The sequence below is a fragment of the Tropicibacter sp. Alg240-R139 genome (assembly GCF_900537075.1).
Classification (GTDB): Bacteria; Pseudomonadota; Alphaproteobacteria; order Rhodobacterales; family Rhodobacteraceae; genus Falsiruegeria.
Genome location: NZ_UNRA01000002.1, coordinates 316019 through 339038, shown reverse-complemented (window position 1 = coordinate 339038; position 23020 = coordinate 316019). Strand labels below are relative to the sequence as shown.

Here is a 23020-nt window from a genome sequence, read left to right as displayed (position 1 = left end):
TTTGCGACTCCCCCGGAATATTTTTGAAAGGGTGAAGTTGCCCAAGGAAGGCGCGAAACATGAGCGTGGATTTAAAATTCTGGGCTGCTGCCCTGCGCAAACATTGGGGTCATGAGGCCAAGCTGGAGCGGCTGGACGGCGAATATGACCTGAACTTTCTGGCGCGCGCCACCAACGGGCAGGACTATGTGCTCAAGGTCATGCGCGCAGGCTGTGCCCCTGGACTGGTCGACATGCAAGTCAAGGCCTTGGAGCACATCGCCCAGGCCGCGCCAGGACTGCCGTTCCCCAAGGTATTCCCGACAATCGAAGGCGCGCTGTTGCCAGAGATTGCAGATGAGAGCGGCCAGCTGCGTCTCGCCTGGCTTCTCGAACGGCTGCCGGGCGAGTGTTACGCCAAGTGCAACCCAAAGCCGCTGGACCTGATCGTTAAATTGGGCCGCGTTTTAGGGGCCACCGGGCGGGCGCTCAAGGAGTTCGAGCACGACGGGCTTGAGCGGGATTTCAAATGGAACCTGATGCAGGGTGATTGGATCGCTGGCGACCTGGATGCGGTCAAAGATCCCACACGCCGGGCTTTGCTGGGCGAGATCGTGGACGCGTTTATCGCCATCAAACCCGCACTGGAAGCGCTGCCAAAGCAGGCCATCCACAATGACGCCAATGACTACAACATCCTGGTCGACGGCAAATTGGGCGACCTCAAGCAGATTTCAGGCCTGATTGACTTGGGTGACATGTGCGCAGCCCCACGTATCTGCGATCTGGCGATTGCGGGCGCTTACATCGTTTTGGACCACCAGAACCCCGAGGCCGCAATTGCCAGTCTGGTTCAAGGCTATCACGCCGCAGGGCGCCTGAGCACGCAAGAGGTCGATCTGATCTGGCCGCTGTTGCGGATGCGACTGGCGGTATCGGTGGTGAACTCGACCCTGATGGCGGTTGAAAACCCTGACGATCCATACGTCACCATCAGCCAAGCCCCCGCTTGGCGGTTCCTTGAGAATGATGCTGTCAACGGCGGGCTGATGCCAGCCCGCCTTCGGACTGCATGCTACCTGCCCGTGACCGACGGGGCCGACCGGGTTCACGCCTATCTGGAGGATCACCGGGGCGATTTTGCCGATCTCTTTGGGCGCGATCTAAGCGACGTGCCGATGGGCTCGCTCTCGGTCGAGAACTCCACCTGGCCACAGAACCCGTTTCACATGCCGTTGGAAGAAGCCGCGCGTGTCGGCGAGGAATTTGGCTCCGACTGGTGGCTGGGCTACTACAGCGAGCCGCGCCTGATTTATGCTGAACCTGGGTTCCGCAAGGGGCCGTGGAAAGCCAGCGACCGGCGCACCGTGCATTTGGCGGTCGATGTCTTTGCCCCAGCGGGTACGACGCTTTACGCCCCGATGAGCGGGCGGGTCGAAGTGGTCGAGAACCGCACCGGGCATCTAGATTATGGCGGCGTGGTGATCCTGCATCACGAAACCCCCGAGGGTGATGCATTCTATACACTTTATGGCCATCTTGATCCCGAGATCTGTGACCGGATGAAACCGGGTGATCCGGTGGCACGCGGGTCGGCCTTTGCCCGGCTCGGCGATCACACTCACAACGGCGGTTGGGCACCGCATGTGCATTTCCAACTGGCCCTGACCACCGACGGGATGGAGGCCGATTGGCCCGGTGTCGGCGACCCGGACGAAATGTATCTGTGGCACAAGGTCTGCCCCAATCCAGCGGCGATGCTGAACTTGGCCGATGACAAGGTTCTCTATCAACCGACCGACAAAACCAATATCCTGCAAGGACGGCAGGATCATTTCGGCGGCAACCTGAGCCTGACCTATGACGATCCGGTGATGCTGATGCGTGGTTGGAAACATCACCTGTTCGATGAATGGGGGCGACCCTATCTGGACGCCTACAACAACGTCCCGCACGTGGGCCACGCGCACCCGCGCATTCAGGCGGTCGCGGCGGATCAGTTGAAGCGAATGAATTCAAACACCCGCTATCTGCACCCGGCGCAGACGGCCTTTGCTGACAAGGTACTGTCGAAGCTGCCCGATCATCTAGAGGTCTGTTTCTTCGTCAATTCCGGGACCGAGGCGAACGAGCTGGCCTTGCGTTTGGCGCGGGCACACACCGGCAACAAGGGGATCGTGACACCGGATCACGGCTATCACGGCAACACCAATGCGGCTGTCGCGATCTCGGCCTACAAGTTCAACAAGCCGGGCGGCGTGGGTCAGGCGGATTGGGTAGAACTGGTCGAAGTGGCCGACGACTATCGCGGCAGCTTCAAACGGGACGATCCCGATCGGGCACAGAAGTTTGCCGATCTGGTTGATCCAGCCATCGAGGCCCTGCAAGAGCGCGGTCAGGGGCTGGCCGGGTTCATCGCGGAAACCTTCCCCTCGGTCGGGGGACAGATCATTCCCCCCAAGGGCTACCTGCCTGCGGTCTACGACAAAATCCGCGCTGCGGGGGGGGTGTGCGTGGCTGATGAAGTGCAGACCGGACTGGGCCGTTTGGGTGAGCATTATTTTGGGTTCGAACATCAAGGCGCCCTGCCCGACATCGTGGTCATGGGCAAACCCATCGGCAACGGGCATCCGCTTGGTGTGCTGGTCACGACCAAGGAAATCGCGCAAAGCTTTGACAACGGGATCGAGTTCTTTTCCACCTTTGGCGGCTCGACCCTGTCGTGCCGGATCGGCAAAGAGGTGCTGGATATTGTCGATGATGAAGGCTTGCAGGACAATGCCCGCCAGATGGGTGACACGCTGATGACGGGTCTCAAGACGCTAGAGGCCAAATACAACAGCGTTGGCGATGTGCGCGGCTTCGGCCTGTTTCTGGGGGTTGAGCTGATCAACCCGGACGGCACTGAGGGCACCGAGATCTGCAAATACGTCAAGAACCGGATGCGCGGTCACCGCATCTTGATCGGCAGCGAAGGGCCCAAGGACAACATCCTGAAGATCCGCCCGCCGCTGACCATCGCGGCAGACGACGTCGAGATGATCCTCTGGGCACTGGATCAGGTGCTGTCAGAGGTCGGCGATTTTGAGCCCGCGCGCGAATGCGGGCATGAGCACCATCATCACGGTTGCGGGTGCTGCTGACAAAATTGCCCCGGACCTGAGGGAGGACCGGGGCGACTATAGCTTTATGAAAAGGATTTGATGCTGTCAGTGTAACACTGATGGCGAGGGGGAATGAGTCACCCGCCCGGTTTGAAACGGAAGGGTCATGCGCCGCAGGGCCAGCCCGAATTGCTCGGACAGGGCCGCAAGCGAGGGCGCAAAATCTGGTCGCACGATCAAAGCTGCAATCATCATGGCGTCTTCGCGCTGACCATCTGCGGCCGCGCCGATCATCTGCGCGAAGCAGCTTTCATCCGCACCCAAATAGGAACACCCAAGCCCGTGACGTATCAGCGGGCGTCGCCCGTGTGAGGCACACAGCGCACAAATCTGCTCCAGATTGGACATTGCTGATTTGCCAAGGCCCCGCCCCAAGGCGAGGTCAAAATCGCTGGCAGCATCAGCGCGGGAATGGGCGCTGTCGCTCCACATCCGCAAATACATCACCGCGCCTGCTTCGACGGGGGCCAGGTCGGCGAGACGGCCAACGGCCGCCCCGCCCCGAGGTGTGCCGCTCATTTCGTCAGGATCAATTTGCCCGCGCGGGTGATCCGCAGGGTATAAAGCTGATCGCCCAGTTCGATGTGGGCCAGATTGCCGCCCTTGGTCAGTTCTTCGGCCTTGTGGGCGGGCAACAGGGAAACGGGATAGCCGAGTGTCGGAGTAGAAGTCTGCGCGTTCATTGGATCATCTCCTGAGCTGAGGACTGGATACGGGGGGTGGCTAGGACGTGTGTCCGGGCTAGGGGAATCAGACATGTGAATTCATTGCTGTGCATGTAGCGAACCAGAGATCAGACTGGGTTGCGATATTGGCTGACCCTTTGCAAAGCAGGTTGGCAACTTGGGTTGGCTGTGGGTGTTGAAATATAATCTGATAAAAATAGTAAGGTATGTCAAGTGAACATTTTTGCACCTGTAGAAGACCGCGCGCGTCCCCCCCTTGCACTGGCGTCGCGACCCTGTCACTCAAGGCTCGAACAAGGGAGATCACGCATGACCGCCAGCATCGTTTTTGACTTGGACGGCACGCTGATCGACAGCGCGCCGGACATTGCCGCCGCCGTCAACGCCATGCTGGCGGACGAAGGGTACGAATCGCTGGAGCAGGCTACAGTGACCTCGTTTGTTGGTCATGGAATACTGCACCTAACAGGCCTTGTGATCCGGCACGTTGGGCTGAACATGGACCGTCACACCGAATTAACCGCAGCCACGCTTGCGCATTACAATCAATCCTCGTCAGCGTTGACTGCCGTTTATCCTGGGGTCATCGACGCGCTTGATACCTTTCAGGCGCGTGGGCTTAAAATGGGTATCTGCACCAACAAGCCCGAAGCGTCGGCCCGCCACGAATTGAAGATGTTCAATCTGGAACGGTACTTTGATGTAGTGATAGGGGGCGACAGCCTGTCCAAACGCAAGCCAGACCCTGCTCCATTGCAGACCGCATTCGATTCGCTGGGTCCAAGACAGCACATCTTTGTGGGCGACAGTGAGGTGGACGCCGAGACTGCCCAACGCGCGGGCGTGCCGTTTCTTCTGTTCACCAGCGGTTACCGCAAAACGCCTGTGGCCGAACTGCCCCATACCGCGACCTTTGATGACAGCGCCGGCCTGATCGCTGCCGTGGATCAGCTGCTCGGTAGCTGAGCCTCGATACGGTCGCGGATGCCGTCAGGCCAAGGCACAGATTTCCCCAGTCGTTGGATGTGAACCAAAGTGCCCGAGCATTTCAGACGCAGCTCCTCGCCACACTGCGCGATGATTTCATAACTCACGCTTGATCGCCCCAATCGCGTCGGCGTCAGACGGAAATCCAGCACATCACCGTGCAGGCTCGGTGCGGTGAACGCCGCCGAAATCTCGACCGTGGGTGCGCCGTTTTCCTTGACGAGAACTTCGAACGGGACGCCAAGGGATTGCGCGAACCAATCCTCGACGACATCATTGATCATCTCAAAATAGCGCGGAAAGAACACGATACCCGCAGGGTCGCAATGTTTGAACCGAACCGGGATCTGGACGTCAAAGGCCAAAGGGTTGCTCCTGTATGTTGATGCGCACTGTCGGGTGTTTTCACACCATGCTCAAGAGGCCAAACTGCGCCAAACACTTGCCAACCCGGCCCGCGTCACGCGCGGCTCATCCGCCAGCGCTGCCGGCGCGCCCTGCGCAGCCAGAGCATCGACATAAAGCTGCGCCAGCTCGCCCTCGCCCACCACGGCCAATTGCTGACCCAGCCAGAAAGGACGCGCCGCCGCCAGTTCCGAGCCGATCAGCCCGCCGAGTAGACGCGCGCGGGCGATCTCGGGCTCCAGCCCATCTAGCACCGCTTCGGCATGAATGGAATGCACCCGCGCCATAACCCGTTCGGGCTTGGCGATGGCGTCATCCACGGCTTCGGCAAATGTCGCGCTGTCCACGCGGGCCGCGCGGGCATCAGGCACGGCGCGATCCAGCAAGGTGGCCGCAACAACACCCGTCATAAAGGTCTGAAAGTTCACAATTTCACCGGCGCTGACGTGGATCCAGCGGCTGTGTTCACCGGGAACACAGATCACACCGTCCCAATCCGGGTTGAGCGACAAGAATCCTGCCACGCGAGTCTCGTCCCCCTGCATCAGGTCGACGGGCTGTTTCTGGCGCAAGCCGGACACCCCACGCAGACGCACCCGCGCGTCGCCAACGTCCACCGACCAGGCCCCATCCGACAGCGGCTCGCAAGGCACCGACATCCCGACCGGGCCAAGCGTGCCGCAGGTCAATACATCAATGGGTGTGTCAGACAGCCAGCCCGAGATCAGGTCCAACAAGGCCTCGGCAGGGCGCGAGGCCTCGACCGGGCCGATCTGTGTGACCGTGTCTAGCACCGTATCCCCGCGCATAGCCCAGGCCCGTCTACGTACAGGCGTCCAGTCGATTGCGATCCATTCGGGCGAGGTGTCCATGTCTGCTCCTGCTTTGGGGTCACGTTGCCATAACGGATTCCGCGCGGGCCTGCCACATCCCACCCAAATCAACTCAATTGGTCCGGTCAGATTTCGCCATTTTGGCTGTTCTAAACAACCAAACGACAGCGCTATCATAAGTCAAACACCGCAACGCCCGGACCCTGTCATGACCCAACACGCCCAAATCCGCCCCAGTGTCTGCCCGCTGGATTGCCCCGACACCTGCAGCCTGAACGTCACGGTCGAGGGCGACCAGATCACGCAGGTCAAAGGCTCGGACGCGAACCCCTACACCGCGGGTGTGATCTGCAACAAAGTCACGCGGGCCTATCCCGATTTCGCGCATGGCGACAAACGTCTGACCCACCCTATGAAACGCACCGGTCCACGCGGCAGTGGGCAGTTCGAGCGCATCACCTGGGACGAGGCGTTGGACATCATTCACGACCAATTTTCTGCGGCGATTGCCGAACACGGGCCGCAATCGATCCTGCCCTTCAACTACGCAGGTCCGCATGGGGAACTGGCGGGCGGCTCAATGGACCGACGGTTCTTTTACAAACTCGGCGCGTCCTTGCTCAATCGCGGCCCGCTGTGTGGCGCGGTGCGGGGCACCGCCTACAGCAGCCTTTATGGCGCGGCACCGGGGATGCCGCCAGAACAGGCGGTGCATGCCGATCTGATCCTGGTCTGGGGCAACAACGTCACCGTGTCGAACCTTCACATGACGCGCGTGTTGAAAGAGGCGCGCAGCACCGGCGCCCGCGTGGTGGTCATCGACCCCAAGCGGATCAAGCAGGCCGAACAGGCGGACATGCACGTCCATGTCCACCCCGGTACGGATGTGATTTTAGCTATGGCGCTGGCCGCCGAGCTTGAACGGCGCAATGCCCTGAATACCAAGTTCATTACAGATTGGACCGTGGGGTTTGACGCCTACATGGATCAGGCGCGGGCCTATTCGGTCGAGGACGTCGAAACGACCTGTCGCATCTCACCCGCACAGTTCCATCAGTTGGCCGATTGGATCGTGGCAGCAGACAAGATGGCCACCTCGCTCGGCAACGGGATGGAGCGGGGCCGCTCGGGTGGTTCTGGCCTGCGGGCCGCGATGGCACTGCAAGCGTTGACCGGCCAGCATGGGCGTTTGGGCGCAGGCGTCATTGCCAAATCTGGCCTGTCGGTGCCCAAGACCACGGACATCCTGCAAGGTACGCATTTGATCCCCGACGGGACACGGGTGTTCAACATCGTCGACGTGGCCGAGAAACTGCAGGACGACACACTGGATACGCCGATCAAGGCAACGCTGATCTACAATCACAACCCGGTGGCAACCCATCCCGATCAGGCAAACATGATCCAAGCGTTGATGCGCGAGGATCTGTTTGTGGCCGGCTGCGATGTGGCAATGACCGACACCATGATGCTGTGCGACGTGATCCTGCCCGCCTGTACCCATTTCGAACATGACGACATCTTTGGCGCCTATGGGCAGAACTATTTGCAACGCGCCGCTCCGGTCATTCCGCCGGTGGGGGAAAGCCTGCCCAACACAGAAATCTTCCGGCGGCTGGCCGCGAAGTTCGGCTTTGACGGACCAGAATTTCTGGCCAGCGACCGCGATCTGATGGATCAGGCCATGGATGGGGCGCATCCCCAGCTAGATGGCAAACGCCCCAGCGAAATCGCTGTGGATCGGGCCATCGGCATGAAAACCCAACGCGGCACCGACATGATCATGTGCGACACGGTTCATCCCGCCACGCCAAGCGGCAAGATCGAGCTGTTCAGTCAGGATCTGGAGAACCGCTTTGGCTATGGCGTTCCGCGATTTGAACCCGTGCCGCAAAGCAGACGCTTTGCCCTGATCACGCCGTCCTCGGCCAAGCGCACCAACGCCACCTTTGGCGGGCACGCCGACAGCCTTGGGCCAGAAGTGGTCGAGATGAACCCGACCGACGCCCGCGATCTGGAGTTGCAGGACGGGGCAGAGGTCACGGTATTCAATGGACAGGGAGAGGTGACATTCACCCTCTCAGTCACAGACGCCACCCGCCCCGGTGTGCTCTACAGTCCCAAAGGCACCTGGCGGGCCACGTCGAAAACCGGCCTGACCGCCAACGCGCTGATCCCTTCTGGCATCCGTACCGATATTGAAGACGGCGCCTGTTACAATGAAACCTTTGTGGATGTGAAATGCAGCTAGGGCAGTATTTGCCTAGCTCCCTGCCTGGCGAGGTCTTCGATGGTCCGAAGATCTCGCCCTTTTTAAGTCCGATGCTTCGACATCAGATCCCCCAAGGGCAGCCGCTGTTGCCCAAGATCATCAAAGTTCTCGGGCGCAAGCCATGCGCCGAACCCGGCCTCGATCCCCGGCCAGTCACGATCCAGGATCGAAAACCATGCGGTGTCCCGGTTGCGCCCCTTATACACCAGCGCTTGTTCAAACGTACCGTCATAGGTGAACCCAAGCCGCTGGGCCGCTCGCTTGGACGGCGCGTTGAGCGCATCGCATTTCCATTCGTAGCGGCGATAACCCAGTTCCCGAAACACCCGTTTCATCATCAGGAACATTGCCTCTGTCGCCAGTGGCGTTCGTTGAAGGAGCGGAGAAAAGGCGATGAACCCCACTTCGATCGTGCCCGCCTGCGGCGCAATGCGCAGGTAGCTGGCAAAGCCAACCGCCTGCCCGCTTTGGGTGTCGATGATGGTGTGAAACAACGGGTCGGTGCTGCGTGCGGCTTCGGCCAACCAGTGGTCGAACCCCGCGCGATCATCAACAAAGGGGCCAACTGGCATATAGGTCCACAACTGCCCCGTGGCATCGCGGGTGAATGCGTCGAACAGATCGGCACCGTGCCGTACCGGATCAAGACGCTCTACCCTACAGAACCGCCCCTCCATCGGCGCATCATCAGGCCGGTCGCATCCGGTCCAATTAGGCACCTCGACCCCGATAGGTTGCCCATGTTCATTCATCCGCTGCGACATGCCGCTCTCCGTCTTCTATTGTCGTTTGCAGGTTTGCACCACATTCGGCGCACCGTTAATGTCCAAATGTCGATGTTCTGAGCAGACCAATTCCATGACCAAGCCAACATCCATTGCCTTTGCGATCGACCGGGACGCCCACGCGCCGGTGTTCGAACAAATCTGCGATCACATCCGCCAAAGGGTCACCCGCGGCAACCTGCTACACGGTGCTAGCTTGCCCGCAACCCGGGCTCTGGCGACGGAACTTGGCGTTTCTCGCTCCACCGTTGTTACCGCATACGAGCAATTGGTGGCCGAAGGGTACCTGAGCAGCCTGCAGGGATCCGGCTACACCATCCGAGCAATGGAGGGGTTAGAGTTCACCGCGCCCAATCCGTTGCCCGCCCGCACCGCTGCACCCGAAGGCGTCCCCACCCGCCTGCCCTTCGCACCCGGCTATCCCGACATGCGGCTGTTTCCCTACCGGCAGTGGGCCAAATCGGTGGCCCGTGTCTGTCGCACTAATCCGCAAGCGATGCTGCTCGGCGGTGCGCCATTTGGAAATTTCGAACTGCGTCAGGCCATCGCTGGGCACGTCGCCGAATGGCGCGGGATAACGGCCGACCCGGCGCAAATCATCGTGACCGCGGGCTCTGCTGATGGGCTGGAAATCTGCACCCGCACGCTGGCCGAACGTGGCGAGGGGATCGGTTTGGAAAACCCGTGTTACCCACCACTGCGCCGGTTTGCGGATGCACGGGGATTGGTAACTCATGATTTGCCCGTTGATGAACATGGCGCGCAACTCCCTCGCGCGGATCAGGATGTGCGGCTGGCTGTGCTGACACCGTCACATCAGTTTCCGCTCGGGGGCGCGATGTCACCGGACCGGCGGCAGGCCTTCATCACCTGGGCGGATCGCACTGGAGGTTGGATCATCGAAGACGACTATGACAGCGAGTTCCGCTATGCCGGGCGGCCTATTCCGGCGATGGCGGGTTTTGACCAGCTGAATCGCACGATCTATGTGGGTAGCTTTTCAAAAATTTTCTCCAACACTCTGCGTCTTGGCTATCTGATCGTGCCCGAGGCGCTGACTGATCGCTTCCGCGATAGCCTGAACCAATTCGGCCTGCGCGCCAGTTACATGCCACAGCAGGCATTGGCCGAGTTCATTCGCGACGGCGAATTCTATCGCCACCTGCGCCGGGTGCGCCGGACCTACGGCGAGCGACGCAAGTATCTGCTGGATCGCTTGACGCGGGACTTTGCGGATGTCGGCTCACTAGTGGATCATCAGGCCGGGATGCAGGTGGCCTTTCATCTGCGCGCAGGCTTGGATGACACAACACTTGCCGCGCGCGCCCAAGAGCTGGGCTTGAACGTCGATACACTGTCGCATTTCTGCGCTCCGGGGGCCGATTACAACGGGTTCTTGCTGGGCTACTGCGGCTTCTCAGTCGATGAACTGGAAAAGGCGTTGATCAAACTGGCGCAAACTTTCGATCCTTCACTCCGGAGCAACTGATGCAGACCCGTCGTTTCATGCAAGTTGATGTCTTTACGCCAACCCCGACCCAAGGCAACGGGTTGGCGGTTGTGCTGGATGGGGACGGGCTGAGCGATCGGCAGATGCAGGATTTCGCCACCTGGACCAACTTGGCCGAGACGACATTCATCCAGTCGCCGACCTCGCCGGATGCGGATTACCGCCTGCGCATCTTTTCATTGTCAGGTGAGATGCTGTTTGCTGGGCACCCCACGTTGGGCACATGCGCGGCTTGGCTGGCCGCAGGTGGTAAATCAAAGCGGGCAAGCACGGTCGTGCAGGAATGTGGCGTAGGCTTAGTTGAGATCGACCAGACTGGCGCGATGCCTGCGTTTGCCGCTCCGCCCACCACGGTAAACTCCCTGGACCCCGAACAGGTGGAACGCATCTGCAATGCCCTTTCCTTGCCTCGCGATCGGATCATCCAAACCGCTCGGCTGAACAATGGCCCCACATGGCAGGTGATCGAACTGCAAAGTGCCCGCGATGTGCTGGCCGTCGCCCCGTTTACCGCCCGTGGACCAGAGTTTCGCGGCGTTGCCCTGATCGCGCCGCATGACTCGGGTGGCGAAACAGATGTAGAGGTGCGAAATCTTGGCCCCGCCAGTTCTATGAGCGAAGACCCGATCACCGGATCGCTCAATGCGGCTCTGGCGTGCTGGAAATACGAAACCGGCGATTGGACCGGATCAAAAGTAGCCGCGCAAGGCACCTGCATCGGTCGCACCGGTCGCGTTTACGCGGACTATCGCGATGGCATTGTTTGGATCGGCGGGCAGAGTCATGTTCTGATCGAAGGTACCGTGACCCTGTAAGTCACCCCTCCAACGAGACCCACAGGACGGTCGCGTCCTCATCGCTGGTCGAAACACACCCATGCCCCATGCCGCTGTCATAATAAACCGAGTCCCCCGCGCGCATCTTCAGCGGGCGGTAGTGTTCGGTGAACAGCGTCAACTCGCCACCCAGAACAAACATGAACTCCTCGCCCCGGTGGCGGACCCAACTGTCGAACTCAGTCACGTCACGCGCTTTTATTGTGCTGATGTAGGGCACCATGCGCTTGCTGGTCAGCTCATTGCACAGCAACTCATGATCATAAGTCGGCGTTTCCTTGTGCTCGCCCTGCCCTTTGCGGGTGAAATCGCGACGACCCGAGATATCGCTTTGGGCTGACTGCACGAACAACTGCGGCGTTTCCAACTCCAACGTCTGCATCAGGCGGCGAATGATCTCGAAACTGGGCCGTGTCTGGTTGTTTTCGATCTTGGACAGGGTTGATCGCCCGATGGCCGCCGCCTTGGCTGCTTCTTCCAGCGTCAGGCCCTTTTCCTTGCGCGCATCGCGAATCATTTTTCCAAGAACTTCGCCATCCGGCGCCTCGTTCGCCTCGATCGCGATGCCTGTCTCTTCCATCTGAACTGGTTCCATCGGCTTTTTTCCTTGTTTCCCGCAGAGCTTAGACGCGACGCGTTTCATAGTCAAAATTTCCCATCAATAGTTTTTGTTGATTATAAGGGAAAAGTTTCCTAAAGGAGTCACAACGCAGCATACAGGCGCATACGGCGGCAACCCGTAACGCGCCATCTCGGGGAGGAGACAGCCATGAGCGTATTTGATCTGATCGTGATCGGTGGCGGTCCGGGCGGCTATGTCGCGGCGATCCGCGCGGCTCAGCTGGGCCTGTCGGTCGCCTGTGTCGAAGGACGCGGCGCTCTGGGTGGCACCTGCCTGAACGTCGGCTGCATCCCGTCCAAAGCCTTGTTGACCTCCTCGGCCAAGTTTGCCGAACTCTCCCATGTCTCCTCTCACGGCATCTTGGTTGAGGGGGCCAGCATTGATCTGGGCGCCATGATGGGGCGCAAAGACAAAGTGGTCGGCGATCTGACCAAAGGGATCGCATTCCTGTTCAAGAAAAACGGTGTTGAGCACATCGAAGGCTGGGCCAGCATTCCTGCACCGGGTCAGGTCAAGGTGGGTGACGACATCCACGAAGCCAAGAACATCCTGATCGCGACCGGTTCCGAGCCGACCCCGCTGCCGGGTGTCGAGATTGATGAGGTTGACGTTGCCAGTTCCACCGGCGCACTGGCGTTGGATGCTGTCCCCGAACATCTGGTGGTTGTGGGTGCAGGCGTCATTGGCCTGGAGTTGGGCCAAGTCTGGGCCCGTCTGGGCGCCAAGGTCACTGTCGTAGAATTCCTTGACCGCATCTTGCCCGGCATTGACGGCGAGATCGCAAAGCTGTCGCAGCGCGCACTCTCCAAGCGGGGATTGAAGTTCCAGCTGGGTCGCGCGGTGAAGACCGTTGAAAAGACCGACGTCGGCCTGTCGCTGACGGTTGAGCGCGTGGGCAAGGACAAAGTGGAGCAGATCGAGGCCGACAAGGTGTTGATCGCCATCGGCCGCCGTCCGGTCACTCGCGGCCTGGGCCTCGAAGAGTTGGGTGTCGCCGTGAACGCTCGTGGGTTCATCGAGGTGGACGGTGCGTTCCAGACCTCGGTCCCCGGCATCTATGCCATCGGCGATTGTGTCCCCGGCCCGATGCTGGCGCATAAGGCCGAAGAGGACGGCGTGGCTTGCGTCGAAACGCTTGCCGGACAGCACGGTCACGTCGATTACAACACTGTCCCCGGTGTCGTGTATACTGATCCCGAGGTCGCCTCGGTCGGGCAGACCGAAGAGGCGCTGAAAGAGGCCGGTACTGACTATATCAGCGGCAAGTTCGCGTTCATGGCCAACTCGCGCGCACGCTCAACCGGTGAAACCGATGGTGCGGTCAAGGTTCTGGCCACGCCAGAGGGGCAGATTCTGGGCGCGCATATCTGCGGCGCGCATGGTGGCGACCTGATCGCCGAGCTGGTGCTGGCCATGACCAAAGGTGCCACGGTCGAAGAGGTCGCGCGCACCTGCCATGCCCACCCGGCGATGGGTGAAGCGGTAAAAGAAGCCTGCCTTGACGCGCTTGGCCGCGCCATTCACGCATAAAGGGGACGCCAGATGACCATCCAGCTTCGCCACCCCGAAAAGTCCAAAAAGGCCGACAGCGTGATCCGGCGCAAGCCCAAGTGGATTCGCAAGAAAAAGATCGAAAGCGCCGAGTATTACGAAACCCGCCGCCTGATGCGCGATCACAACCTGACGACCGTCTGCGAAGAGGCCGCCTGCCCCAACATCGGCGAATGCTGGTCGCAGCGCCACGCCACCATGATGATCATGGGCGAGACCTGTACCCGTGGCTGTTCGTTCTGCAATGTCGCCACCGGTCGTCCCGACGCGCTGGATGTGTTTGAACCCGGACGTGTTGCTCAGGCCGTCAAGAAGCTGGGCCTGCGCCACGTGGTGATCACATCCGTTGATCGCGACGATCTGGAAGACGGCGGCGCGGACCACATCGCGCAAACCATCCGCGCCGTGCGCCACCAGACACCAGCGACTACCATCGAAGTGCTGACCCCCGATTTCCTGGGCAAGGGCGACGCCGAACAGGCCGTGTTCGAGGCCGCGCCGGATGTGTTCAATCACAATCTGGAAACCGTTCCGCATCTGTACCCGCGCGTGCGCCCCGGTGCCCGCTATTACACCTCGTTGCGGCTGCTGGACGACGCAAAGCGCGCCAACCCGCAGGTTTTCACCAAGTCGGGCCTGATGGTCGGGTTGGGTGAGACGATGAACGATGTGCGTCAGGTCATGGACGACCTGCGCGCGGCTGGGGTCGATTTTCTGACCGTCGGCCAATACCTACAGCCCACCCCCAAACATCACCCGATCGACCGGTTCTGGACGCCTGAGGAGTTCGCCCAGCTGGAACAGATCGCCAAAGGGAAGGGTTTCCTCGGCGTATCCGCAACGCCGTTGACCAGATCCTCGTTCCACGCGGACGAAGATTTTGCCGCCTTGAAACAAGCTCGTCTGACGGCTCTCGCCTGAAGCGGTCGAAGATCAAGGCAAATTACCAGACGCAAATGGGAGGGAAACCATGGAAGCGTTAAGTTCAATCGTAGGAGCCATCAATGGCGTCGTGTGGGGGCCGCTAATGCTGGTCCTCATCCTCGGCGTTGGCTTCTTCCTGCAGGTCGGCCTGAAGTTCATGCCGATCCTGAAACTGGGCACGGGCTTTAGCCTGCTGTTCAAAGGCCGCACAGGTCAGGGCGAGGGCCAGATCAGCCCGTTCAACGCGCTGATGACCTCGCTGTCGGCCACCATTGGCACGGGGAACATCGCCGGTGTTGCCACCGCTGTCTTCCTGGGCGGTCCGGGCGCCTTGTTCTGGATGTGGATGACCGCCCTGGTGGGCATGGCCACCAAATATGCCGAAGCTGTTCTGGCCGTGAAATATCGCGAGACAGACGAGCTGGGCAACTTTGTTGGTGGTCCGATGTACTACATCAAAAACGGTCTGAGCTCATCGTGGTACTGGCTGGCCCCGGCGTTTGCCCTGTTCGGCGCGATTGCTGCGTTTGGCATCGGCAACGGCGTGCAGGCCAACGGTGTGGCACAGGTTCTGGACAGCAACTTTGGCGTCAACACTTCGGTGACCGGCGTTGTGCTGATGGTCCTGACCGCAGCCGTCATCCTGGGCGGCATCACCCGCATCGGTGCCGTCGCTGGTAAACTGGTTCCGTTCATGGCCGTCAGCTATATCATCGCGGGTTTGCTGGTTCTGCTGATCAACATCGGTGCCATCGGCGACGCAATCAGCCTCGTGTTCACCCACGCCTTCACTCCATCCGCTGCCGAAGGTGGCTTTGCCGGTGCAGCCGTCTGGGCCGCGATCCGCTTTGGTGTGGCCCGTGGTGTGTTCTCGAACGAAGCTGGCCTGGGTTCCGCTCCGATCGCACATGCTGCTGCCTCGACCGCTGGTCCTGTAAACCAGGGTCTGGTGGCAATGCTGGGGACGTTCATCGACACCATCATCGTCTGCTCGATCACCGGTCTGGCCATCATCGCCTCGGGCGCGTGGACTTCGGGTGAATCTGGCGCAGCACTGACCTCTCTGGCGTTCGAAGTATCGCTGCCGGGTATCGGTGGCGGCCTGATCGCCGTCGCGCTGTCGATCTTTGCCTTCACCACGATCCTAGGCTGGTCGTTCTACGGCGAAAAATGCGTGGGCTTCTTCTTTGGGGCCAAGGCGCTGATGCCTTACCGCGTGCTGTGGATCGTCGCGATCTACTTTGGCGCGACCGCCGATCTGGGCTTTGTCTGGCTTCTGGCGGACACGCTGAACGCCATGATGGCAATCCCGAATCTGATCGCGCTGGCCCTGCTGAGCCCGGTTGTCTTCAAGCTGACCAAAGAGTTCTTTGCCTCGGGCGGAGCGTCAGAAGGTGGCGGCAAGGCCGCCGAGTAACGAAAACACCAGAGAGGGCCGTACTCCGGCCCTCTCATCCCCAATCAGATTTCTTGCCTCGTGAGGAGACGACAGATGGCTACGAAAATCCTGCTTCCGATCGACCACACCGATGACCGGTCCTGGAAAAAGGCGCTGGCGACCGCGCTGGAACAGGCCAAATTCTACGGCGCAGACCTGCACGCCGTCGAGGTCATCCCCGAGATCATCCAACTACCCAACCTGCCCGAAGGCTATGGTTCCGGCGCCAAGGACTTTGTCCGTGGCAAAGTCGAGGCCATTCTGGCCGCAAATGACGCCGCCCATGTGCCCGTTCACATCGAAGAAGGCAGCGTTTACCGCGAAATCCTCAAGCTCGCCCACAAAGACGGTTATGACATGATCATCATGGCATCGGCCAAAGGCGACTTCCCGAATTATGAAATTGGTCCGAACCTGGCCCGGGTGGTGCGCAACGCGCATTGCACCGTTATGGTCGTCCGTGACTGACCCCGACCTGTCAACTGAAAGGCACCTGTCATGACTGACGCGCCCAAACGCACACCACTTTATGACCTGCACGTCGAACTCGGCGGCAAGATGGTCGATTTTGCGGGCTGGGAAATGCCCGTCCAATATCCCATGGGTATCATGGGCGAACACAACCACTCCCGCGCCAAGGCCGGTCTGTTCGACGTCAGCCACATGGGCCAGGTGATCCTGCGCGGTGAAAACGTGGGTGAAAAGCTCGAAACACTGTGTCCGCAGGCCTATGCCACCCTGAAAGAGGGCAAGGCACGCTACGGCTTCTTCACCAACGAAGAGGGCGGGATCATGGACGATCTGATCGTGTCCAACGCGGGTGAATATTTCTACGTCGTGGTCAACGCGGCCCTGCGTCATCAGGACATCCCGCACATGACGGCCAATCTTGACGGCGTCGAAGTGACCGAGATCTTTGACCGCGCGCTGGTTGCGGTTCAGGGCCCGTCAGCCGAAAACGTTGTCGGCGATCTGTGCCCCGCTGCGCGTGATCTGAAGTTCATGGAAACCACCGTGGCGGACATCAACGGCGTCGAATGCCGCATCTCGCGTCTGGGGTACACCGGCGAAGACGGCTATGAAATCTCGATCCCCGATGACAAAGCCGTTGACGTGTGCCGCGCGTTCCTGGCGCATGACGACTGCGAACCAGCAGGCCTGGGCGCACGTGACAGCCTGCGGCTTGAGGCTGGTCTGTGCCTCTATGGCAATGACATCGACCAGTCGACCTCGCCGGTTGAGGCAAGCTTGGGTTGGGCGATGCAGAAACGCCGCAAGGAAGAAGGCGGTTTCCCTGGCGCTGCGCGTGTTCAAAAGGAACTGGCCGAAGGCGCTGCCAAGAAACTGGTCGGGATCAAACCCGATGGTCGCGCACCTGCCCGTCAACATGTTGAAATTCAATGTCTTGAAGGCAATACTATCGGCGAGATCACCTCGGGTGGCTTTGGTCCAACTGTCGGCGGCCCCGTTGCAATGGGCTATGTTTCGGCTGGTCACGGGCAACCCGGCGAAAAGGTCAACCTCATCATTCGCGGCAAGGTCCAACCTGCCGAAATCGTATCGCTGCCTTTCGTGCAGCAGAACTACAAGCGCTAATCTGGGAGCAACCTGAACATGGCAATCTATTATTCTGAAGAGCACGAATGGGTTCTGGTAGAGGGCGACACCGCCACCATCGGCATCACACAGCACGCCGCTGATCAACTGGGCGAGATCGTTTTCGTCGAGCAGAAAGAAGAAGGCGATGATTTCGAAAAGGGCGACGAAATCGGCGTGATCGAATCTGTCAAAGCTGCTTCCGAAATCTACGCTCCTGTCGACGGTGAAGTCGTCGCTGTGAACGGCGATCTCGAAGAAAACCCCGGCAAGCTGAACGAAAGCCCCGAGGGCGACGCCTGGATCTACAAGATCAAACTGTCGGATGCTTCGCAGCTGGAAGATCTGATGGACCTGGACGGCTACAAAGCCCTGATCGGCTAAGCCTTCACCCTTTTCAAAATACTCCCGCCGGAGGCTCCAAAGGCTTCCGTCGGGCCTGACACTTGATTTTAGGAGCGCTGAAATGGCCTTCAAACTCACCGATTACGAAGCCTATGACTTCGCCAATCGCCGTCATATCGGCCCGTCTCCGACCGAGATGCGGGACATGCTGAAAGTGATCGGCTTCAAAACCCTGGACGAGCTGATCGACGCCACCGTCCCCCCCGCGATCCGCCAGAAAGAGGCGCTCGATTGGGGTCCGGCGATGACCGAGCGCGATGCGCTGTTCCACATGAAAGAGATCGCGAGCAAGAACAAGGTTCTGACCTCGCTGATCGGTCAGGGCTATTACGGCACCACCACACCGGCGCCGATCCTGCGCAACATCCTGGAAAACCCGGCGTGGTACACGGCCTACACCCCCTATCAGCCCGAAATTTCCCAAGGCCGTCTTGAGGCATTGTTGAATTTCCAGACCATGGTCAGCGATCTGACCGGGTTGGACGTGGCCAACGCCTCGCTTCTGGATGAGGCCACCGCAGCCGCCGAAGCTATGGCAATGGCAAAGCGCGGCGGCCGGTCCAAGGCCAACAACGCAGCATTCTTTGTCGACAAGAACTGCCACCCGCAGACCATCGCCGTGATCAAAACCCGCGCCGAACCTTTGGGCATCGACGTGCAAGTCGCCGACCCGTCCGAGCTGGAAGCCGGTGCCGTCTTTGGCGCGATCTTCCAATATCCGGGCACCAACGGTCACGTACAGGACTTCACCAGTCAAATCGCTGCGCTGCATGAAAACAAGGGCATCGCCATTGTTGCCGCCGACATCCTGTCGCTGGCGCTGCTGAAATCCCCCGGTGAGATGGGCGCGGACATCGCCATCGGCTCGACCCAGCGGTTCGGCGTTCCCATGGGTTATGGTGGCCCCCACGCCGCTTACATGGCAACCACCGACAAGCTGAAGCGCGCAATGCCGGGCCGGATCATCGGTGTGTCCATCGACAGCCGTGGCAACAAAGCTTACCGTCTGGCGTTGCAAACCCGTGAACAGCACATCCGCCGCGAAAAGGCCAACTCGAACGTCTGTACCGCACAGGCGCTGCTGGCCGTCATCGCGTCGATGTATGCCGTGTACCACGGCCCTGACGGCATCAAGGCGATTGCCCAGTCGGTGCACCGCAAAACCTCGCGCCTGGCCAATGGTCTGGAAGCCGCCGGTTTCGCGGTTGAGCCCGAAGTGTTCTTTGACACCATCACCGTCGAAGTCGGCCACCTGCAGACCGTCGTGATGGAGGCCGCCGTGGCCCGTGGCGTCAACCTGCGCAAGGTTGGTGAAACCAAGGTTGGTATCTCGCTGGACGAACAGACCCGACCAGAAACCATCGAGGCCGTCTGGGCCGCCTTTGGGATCGACCGCACAGACGACAGTTCGGAAAAGCACTATCGCCTGCCCGACTATGCTTTGCGTGAAAGCGAGTACCTGACCCACCCGATCTTCCACAAGAACCGGGCCGAGGCAGAAATTACGCGCTACATGCGCCGTCTGGCCGACCGCGATCTGGCGCTGGACCGTGCAATGATCCCGCTGGGGTCCTGCACCATGAAGCTGAACGCGACCGTCGAAATGATCCCCGTCACCTGGCCCGAATTCGGCAACCTGCACCCGTTCTGCCCCAAAGATCAGGCGCAGGGTTACACCCAGATGATCGACGATCTGAACGATAAGCTCTGCCAGATCACCGGCTATGACGCCATCTCCCAGCAGCCCAACTCGGGCGCGCAAGGTGAATATGCGGGCCTGCTGACAATCCGCAACTATCACTTTGCCCGTGGCGAAGGGCACCGGAACGTCTGTCTGATCCCCACTTCCGCACATGGCACCAACCCGGCGTCGGCGCAGATGGTGGGCTGGAAAGTTGTTCCGGTTCATGCGGACGACAACGGCAACATCGACTTGGCAGATTTCCGTGCCAAAGCCGAAAAGCACTCGAACGACCTTGCAGGTTGCATGATCACCTACCCTTCGACCCACGGTGTGTTTGAAACCACTGTGCAAGAGGTCTGTGACATCACGCATGAACACGGCGGTCAGGTCTATATCGACGGGGCCAACATGAACGCGATGGTGGGCCTGTCGCGCCCCGGTGATATTGGCGGTGACGTCAGCCACCTGAACCTGCACAAGACGTTCTGCATTCCGCATGGCGGGGGTGGCCCCGGCATGGGTCCGATCGGCGTCAAGGCGCACCTGACCGAGCACCTGCCGGGTCACCCGGAGTACGGCACCGCCGTGGGTCCGGTTTCGGCGGCGCCCTTTGGATCACCCTCGATCCTTCCCGTCTCGTGGGCTTATGTGCTGCTTATGGGTGGTGCGGGTCTGACGCAAGCGACCAAAGTGGCGATCCTGAACGCCAACTACATCGCTGCCCGTCTCAAGGATGCCTATCCGATCCTCTACACCTCGGAAACGGGCCGTGTTGCGCATGAATGCATCCTGGACACCCGCCCGCTGAACGACGAAGCCCACGTGAGCGTGGACGACGTTGCCAAGCGTCTGGTGGACTCGGGCTTCCATGCACCGACCATGTCCTGGCCAGTGGCGGGAACGCTGATGGTCGAGCCGACGGAATCCGAACCCAAGGACGAGATTGATCGCTTCTGTGACGCAATGATCTCGATCCGTCAGGAAGCGCAGGACATCGTGGATGGCAAGATTGATGCGGAAAACAACCCGCTCAAGAACGCGCCCCACACCGTGCGTGATCTGGTGGGTGACTGGGATCGTCCCTACACCCGCGAGCAGGCCTGTTTCCCTCCGGGTAACCTGGGCGTGGACAAGTACTGGTCGCCGGTCAACCGGGTCGACAACGCCTATGGCGACCGCAACCTGATCTGCACCTGCCCGCCCATGTCGGACTACGAAGACGACGCCTGATCCGTTCAGGCCACCAAGAAACCTACCCTGCCGGAAAATCTCTGGCAGGGCACACCCTCCCCTTTTCTCAGGGTGCCCCCAAAACTGACGCGATCCATCACCAGGAGGAGACAGGCATGACCTTTTTCAATCCGGTTTCAGACACCGCTCACTGCACCCTTGCGCCATCGGGCGCGACACCGTTTCACGACATCGACATCCTGCTGCCCGACAGCGCACCGCTGGCCGGAACCCGGATGATCGAGGACATGTTCCACTCCGCCAACGAGCTGCTAACGAGCGGCGGCTATCGCTTGTCAGTGCGGCATTTGTCCGAACCTCACCACCAGGATCCCCGCCGCTGGAGCCGCCGAACGGTGGTGTTTCTCGGCGGCATCCACAACCGCTGGCAGGTTTCGGACAGCGACCGGCACAAGGTACAACGCATCATCCGCCTTGCCCCGCGCACAGTTCTGGTGGGCGGCGCCGTGTTCCTGCTGGGCGAGACTGGTCTGCGTGACAACCACCAGATCGCTGTGCACCCCAATTTTCGGGCCGCTGCAGAAGAAGAGCACCTGACCCCCGCCCAAGGCGGGCGTCACATTGCGCATTCAAATGCACTGCACAGCGCCACCAGCCCCTTTGCGGCACTGAACCTGTTCATCGACCTGATCCGGGAAGACCACGGTCAGTTCATTGCCGGTGCCCTGGCCGAGTATCTGGGCCTTTCACACCCGTCCGAGCGCACCCGCAGCAAGGTCGCCCTGCACCTAAAACAACGCGCCGAGGGTGATGCGCTGATCGCGCGCATTCTAGACCTGATGCAGGACCACATCGAAGAACCCAAGCGCGTCCGCGAACTGGCCAGACAGGTTGGCGTGTCCACCCGCAAGCTAGAGCGGCGATTCCAGGAGAAGACCGACACCACACCGTTGGTCGCTTACCGCAACCTGCGGATTGAGCGGGCACATCAGCTGATGGTGCATTCCAGCCTATCCCTGCCAGAGATCGTGATTGCAACCGGGTTCAGCTCGCTCACCAACCTCAGCTATTGGTGCCGCAAGGAGCTTGGTTCCAGCCCCAGAACGCTGCGGCGTCAAGCCTTTACCACAGCTGGCGAAGCCCGAAGCGCTTAGGCGCTGGTCCTTGTCCAAATGCAGGATCGAAACAGGACGTGAAAGACCAAACTCCTGCTCGGCGCTGCCCCCGATCGGCAGATGCCCGTCATAGAACCCTCAGGGTAAGTTCGTCCGGGGAAAGGAAAGGTCTGTCCGTCACCGGATTTGCGCAACAAAGCCCGATAATTGGGTAAAATCGCTTGCCTTGATGCAGCTCAGCCTATTCAATTTGTGCTTATCAGATTGTCGATGTGTTCGGCAGAACCATGGGATTGCAGAGCGCGATGTTTCAACGCCTTATATTGGCTAGTGCGTCAATCGGTATTCTGATGTCGCTACCTGAGTTGAGCTTGGCCCAGCAACAAATTGGGTGGCGAGATCTCACGATGCCAATTGAACCGCAGGACGATCCGTATTTTGCCCTTGATTTTGAATCGCGCAAAGCGCTGGAGGAATTACTGGTTCTTGAGAGCAACCGCAAAGACGATATTGACCTGCCCGAAAACGTCAGCCTGCGTTTGAACGAACTTCATGACGAACTGGCCGCTGCGGATCTGGATGCGCAGGCCTTGATCAGAAAAGACCGCACGTTCCAATCGAAGATCGTGGCGCAGCGCTCGATGGTGCGAACAGAATGGGACGGATCAGAGATCAAAATTCCCGGTTATGTGCTGCCACTGGAATTCGACGGCAATCAAGTGGTCGAATTTCTGCTTGTGCCATATGTCGGCGCCTGCATTCACACGCCACCGCCACCTGCCAATCAGATCGTTCATGTACGGTCCAACGTGAATTTTCAGGTAAACGGATTGTTCACCCCGGTTTGGGTCACAGGTCAAATGACAATCGAAAAATCGCAGCAAAGCGTGGGATTGTCGGACGGTGTAACGGGATTTGATGTTGGCTATGCACTGCACGCCACCGAGGTCATAGAATACAAGCAATAAGGTGCCCCAGAAAATTGCTTTCATAGCATCCAAGATTTCCGCAACACGGTCGTCACCGTCAATCAAACG

General features: G+C 59.9%; 20 protein-coding genes. 14 read left to right on the top strand and 6 right to left on the bottom strand.

The features are described 5' to 3' along the window. Positions 1-59: 59 nt before the first annotated feature. Positions 60-3122 (top strand): aminotransferase class III-fold pyridoxal phosphate-dependent enzyme, encoded by a 3063-nt coding sequence (locus G6R15_RS09320; protein ID WP_164659595.1) that lies wholly within the window; start codon positions 60-62, stop codon positions 3120-3122. Positions 3123-3188: 66 nt separating this feature from the next. On the opposite strand, the gene G6R15_RS09315 is transcribed toward G6R15_RS09320, so the two are convergent. Both G6R15_RS09315 and hemP read right to left on the bottom strand, forming a co-directional pair. Next, the gene (locus G6R15_RS09315) at positions 3189-3662 is read right to left on the bottom strand and encodes a hypothetical protein (protein WP_164659594.1); all 474 of its coding nucleotides are present in this window, start codon (positions 3660-3662) and stop codon (positions 3189-3191) included. Further along, positions 3659-3826 (bottom strand): hemin uptake protein HemP, encoded by a 168-nt coding sequence (gene hemP, locus G6R15_RS09310; protein WP_164659593.1) that lies wholly within the window; start codon positions 3824-3826, stop codon positions 3659-3661. Before hemP ends, G6R15_RS09315 begins: the two co-directional genes overlap by 4 nt. 312 nt (positions 3827-4138) lie before the next feature. On the opposite strand from hemP, the gene gph reads away from it, so the two are divergent. Beyond that, a complete protein-coding gene (gene gph / locus G6R15_RS09305) occupies positions 4139-4795 on the top strand; it encodes a phosphoglycolate phosphatase (RefSeq protein ID WP_164659592.1) in 657 nt (218 codons plus the stop codon). On the opposite strand, the gene G6R15_RS09300 is transcribed toward gph, so the two are convergent. Both G6R15_RS09300 and G6R15_RS09295 read right to left on the bottom strand, forming a co-directional pair. Further along, on the bottom strand, positions 4777-5181 hold the full coding sequence (locus G6R15_RS09300) for a thioesterase family protein (RefSeq protein ID WP_164659591.1): 405 nt from the start codon (positions 5179-5181) through the stop codon (positions 4777-4779). The genes gph and G6R15_RS09300 overlap by 19 nt on opposite strands. 51 nt (positions 5182-5232) lie before the next feature. Next, on the bottom strand, positions 5233-6093 hold the full coding sequence (locus G6R15_RS09295) for a 2-dehydro-3-deoxygalactonokinase (protein WP_164659590.1): 861 nt from the start codon (positions 6091-6093) through the stop codon (positions 5233-5235). A 169-nt stretch (positions 6094-6262) separates the two neighbouring features. On the opposite strand from G6R15_RS09295, the gene G6R15_RS09290 reads away from it, so the two are divergent. Then, complete coding sequence (locus G6R15_RS09290) at positions 6263-8305, top strand: molybdopterin-dependent oxidoreductase (protein ID WP_164659589.1); 2043 nt, start codon at positions 6263-6265, stop codon at positions 8303-8305. A gap of 62 nt (positions 8306-8367) precedes the next feature. Here G6R15_RS09290 and G6R15_RS09285 read toward each other — a convergent pair whose 3' ends face one another. Further along, positions 8368-9090, bottom strand: coding sequence for a GNAT family N-acetyltransferase (locus G6R15_RS09285; protein ID WP_164659588.1), 723 nt, complete (start codon positions 9088-9090; stop codon positions 8368-8370). Positions 9091-9184: 94 nt separating this feature from the next. Between G6R15_RS09285 and G6R15_RS09280 the strand changes: the two genes are divergently transcribed. Together G6R15_RS09280 and G6R15_RS09275 are read left to right on the top strand one after the other, a co-directional pair. After that, positions 9185-10600 (top strand): PLP-dependent aminotransferase family protein, encoded by a 1416-nt coding sequence (locus tag G6R15_RS09280; protein ID WP_164659587.1) that lies wholly within the window; start codon positions 9185-9187, stop codon positions 10598-10600. Then, complete coding sequence (locus G6R15_RS09275) at positions 10600-11436, top strand: PhzF family phenazine biosynthesis protein (protein WP_164659586.1); 837 nt, start codon at positions 10600-10602, stop codon at positions 11434-11436. Before G6R15_RS09280 ends, G6R15_RS09275 begins: the two co-directional genes overlap by 1 nt. Before the next feature lies 1 nt (position 11437). Here G6R15_RS09275 and G6R15_RS09270 read toward each other — a convergent pair whose 3' ends face one another. After that, a complete protein-coding gene (locus tag G6R15_RS09270) occupies positions 11438-12052 on the bottom strand; it encodes a helix-turn-helix domain-containing protein (RefSeq protein ID WP_164659585.1) in 615 nt (204 codons plus the stop codon). 174 nt (positions 12053-12226) lie between these two features. Here G6R15_RS09270 and lpdA point away from each other — a divergent pair, with 174 nt between their 5' ends. The 9 genes from lpdA (at position 12227) to G6R15_RS09225 (ending at position 22951) form a co-directional block, all read left to right on the top strand. Then, complete coding sequence (gene lpdA, locus G6R15_RS09265) at positions 12227-13609, top strand: dihydrolipoyl dehydrogenase (RefSeq protein ID WP_164659584.1); 1383 nt, start codon at positions 12227-12229, stop codon at positions 13607-13609. Positions 13610-13621: 12 nt separating this feature from the next. Beyond that, the gene (lipA, locus tag G6R15_RS09260) at positions 13622-14551 is read left to right on the top strand and encodes a lipoyl synthase (protein ID WP_164659583.1); all 930 of its coding nucleotides are present in this window, start codon (positions 13622-13624) and stop codon (positions 14549-14551) included. A 49-nt stretch (positions 14552-14600) separates the two neighbouring features. After that, positions 14601-15971, top strand: coding sequence for a sodium:alanine symporter family protein (locus G6R15_RS09255; RefSeq protein WP_164659582.1), 1371 nt, complete (start codon positions 14601-14603; stop codon positions 15969-15971). A 75-nt stretch (positions 15972-16046) separates the two neighbouring features. Beyond that, on the top strand, positions 16047-16460 hold the full coding sequence (locus G6R15_RS09250) for a universal stress protein (RefSeq protein WP_164659581.1): 414 nt from the start codon (positions 16047-16049) through the stop codon (positions 16458-16460). Between the two features lie 30 nt (positions 16461-16490). After that, a complete protein-coding gene (gcvT, locus tag G6R15_RS09245) occupies positions 16491-17588 on the top strand; it encodes a glycine cleavage system aminomethyltransferase GcvT (RefSeq protein ID WP_164659580.1) in 1098 nt (365 codons plus the stop codon). Positions 17589-17606: 18 nt separating this feature from the next. Next, entirely contained in the window at positions 17607-17972 is a 366-nt protein-coding gene (gcvH, locus tag G6R15_RS09240) for a glycine cleavage system protein GcvH (protein ID WP_164659579.1), read from the top strand. 82 nt (positions 17973-18054) lie between these two features. Then, complete coding sequence (gene gcvP / locus G6R15_RS09235) at positions 18055-20907, top strand: aminomethyl-transferring glycine dehydrogenase (protein ID WP_164659578.1); 2853 nt, start codon at positions 18055-18057, stop codon at positions 20905-20907. A gap of 116 nt (positions 20908-21023) precedes the next feature. Continuing rightward, the gene (locus G6R15_RS09230) at positions 21024-22022 is read left to right on the top strand and encodes a helix-turn-helix domain-containing protein (RefSeq protein WP_240336714.1); all 999 of its coding nucleotides are present in this window, start codon (positions 21024-21026) and stop codon (positions 22020-22022) included. Positions 22023-22390: 368 nt separating this feature from the next. Next, positions 22391-22951, top strand: a complete 561-nt coding sequence (locus G6R15_RS09225) for a DUF3299 domain-containing protein (protein WP_240336713.1) — start codon at positions 22391-22393, stop codon at positions 22949-22951. Positions 22952-23020 lie beyond the last annotated feature (69 nt).

Bases quoted from the DNA above. Each gene is read 5' to 3' on its own strand.
- gcvT (WP_164659580.1), top strand. From the start codon at position 16,491: ATGACTGACGCGCCCAAACGCACACCACTTTATGACCTGCACGTCGAA.
- G6R15_RS09270 (WP_164659585.1), bottom strand. From the start codon at position 12,052: ATGGAACCAGTTCAGATGGAAGAGACAGGCATCGCGATCGAGGCGAAC.
- G6R15_RS09225 (WP_240336713.1), top strand. From the start codon at position 22,391: ATGCCAATTGAACCGCAGGACGATCCGTATTTTGCCCTTGATTTTGAA.
- G6R15_RS09315 (WP_164659594.1), bottom strand. From the start codon at position 3,662: ATGAGCGGCACACCTCGGGGCGGGGCGGCCGTTGGCCGTCTCGCCGAC.
- lpdA (WP_164659584.1), top strand. From the start codon at position 12,227: ATGAGCGTATTTGATCTGATCGTGATCGGTGGCGGTCCGGGCGGCTAT.
- G6R15_RS09290 (WP_164659589.1), top strand. From the start codon at position 6,263: ATGACCCAACACGCCCAAATCCGCCCCAGTGTCTGCCCGCTGGATTGC.
- gcvP (WP_164659578.1), top strand. From the start codon at position 18,055: ATGGCCTTCAAACTCACCGATTACGAAGCCTATGACTTCGCCAATCGC.
- G6R15_RS09285 (WP_164659588.1), bottom strand. From the start codon at position 9,090: ATGTCGCAGCGGATGAATGAACATGGGCAACCTATCGGGGTCGAGGTG.
- hemP (WP_164659593.1), bottom strand. From the start codon at position 3,826: ATGAACGCGCAGACTTCTACTCCGACACTCGGCTATCCCGTTTCCCTG.
- G6R15_RS09275 (WP_164659586.1), top strand. From the start codon at position 10,600: ATGCAGACCCGTCGTTTCATGCAAGTTGATGTCTTTACGCCAACCCCG.
- gph (WP_164659592.1), top strand. From the start codon at position 4,139: ATGACCGCCAGCATCGTTTTTGACTTGGACGGCACGCTGATCGACAGC.
- G6R15_RS09295 (WP_164659590.1), bottom strand. From the start codon at position 6,093: ATGGACACCTCGCCCGAATGGATCGCAATCGACTGGACGCCTGTACGT.
- G6R15_RS09230 (WP_240336714.1), top strand. From the start codon at position 21,024: ATGACCTTTTTCAATCCGGTTTCAGACACCGCTCACTGCACCCTTGCG.
- lipA (WP_164659583.1), top strand. From the start codon at position 13,622: ATGACCATCCAGCTTCGCCACCCCGAAAAGTCCAAAAAGGCCGACAGC.
- G6R15_RS09320 (WP_164659595.1), top strand. From the start codon at position 60: ATGAGCGTGGATTTAAAATTCTGGGCTGCTGCCCTGCGCAAACATTGG.
- G6R15_RS09280 (WP_164659587.1), top strand. From the start codon at position 9,185: ATGACCAAGCCAACATCCATTGCCTTTGCGATCGACCGGGACGCCCAC.
- G6R15_RS09255 (WP_164659582.1), top strand. From the start codon at position 14,601: ATGGAAGCGTTAAGTTCAATCGTAGGAGCCATCAATGGCGTCGTGTGG.
- gcvH (WP_164659579.1), top strand. From the start codon at position 17,607: ATGGCAATCTATTATTCTGAAGAGCACGAATGGGTTCTGGTAGAGGGC.
- G6R15_RS09250 (WP_164659581.1), top strand. From the start codon at position 16,047: ATGGCTACGAAAATCCTGCTTCCGATCGACCACACCGATGACCGGTCC.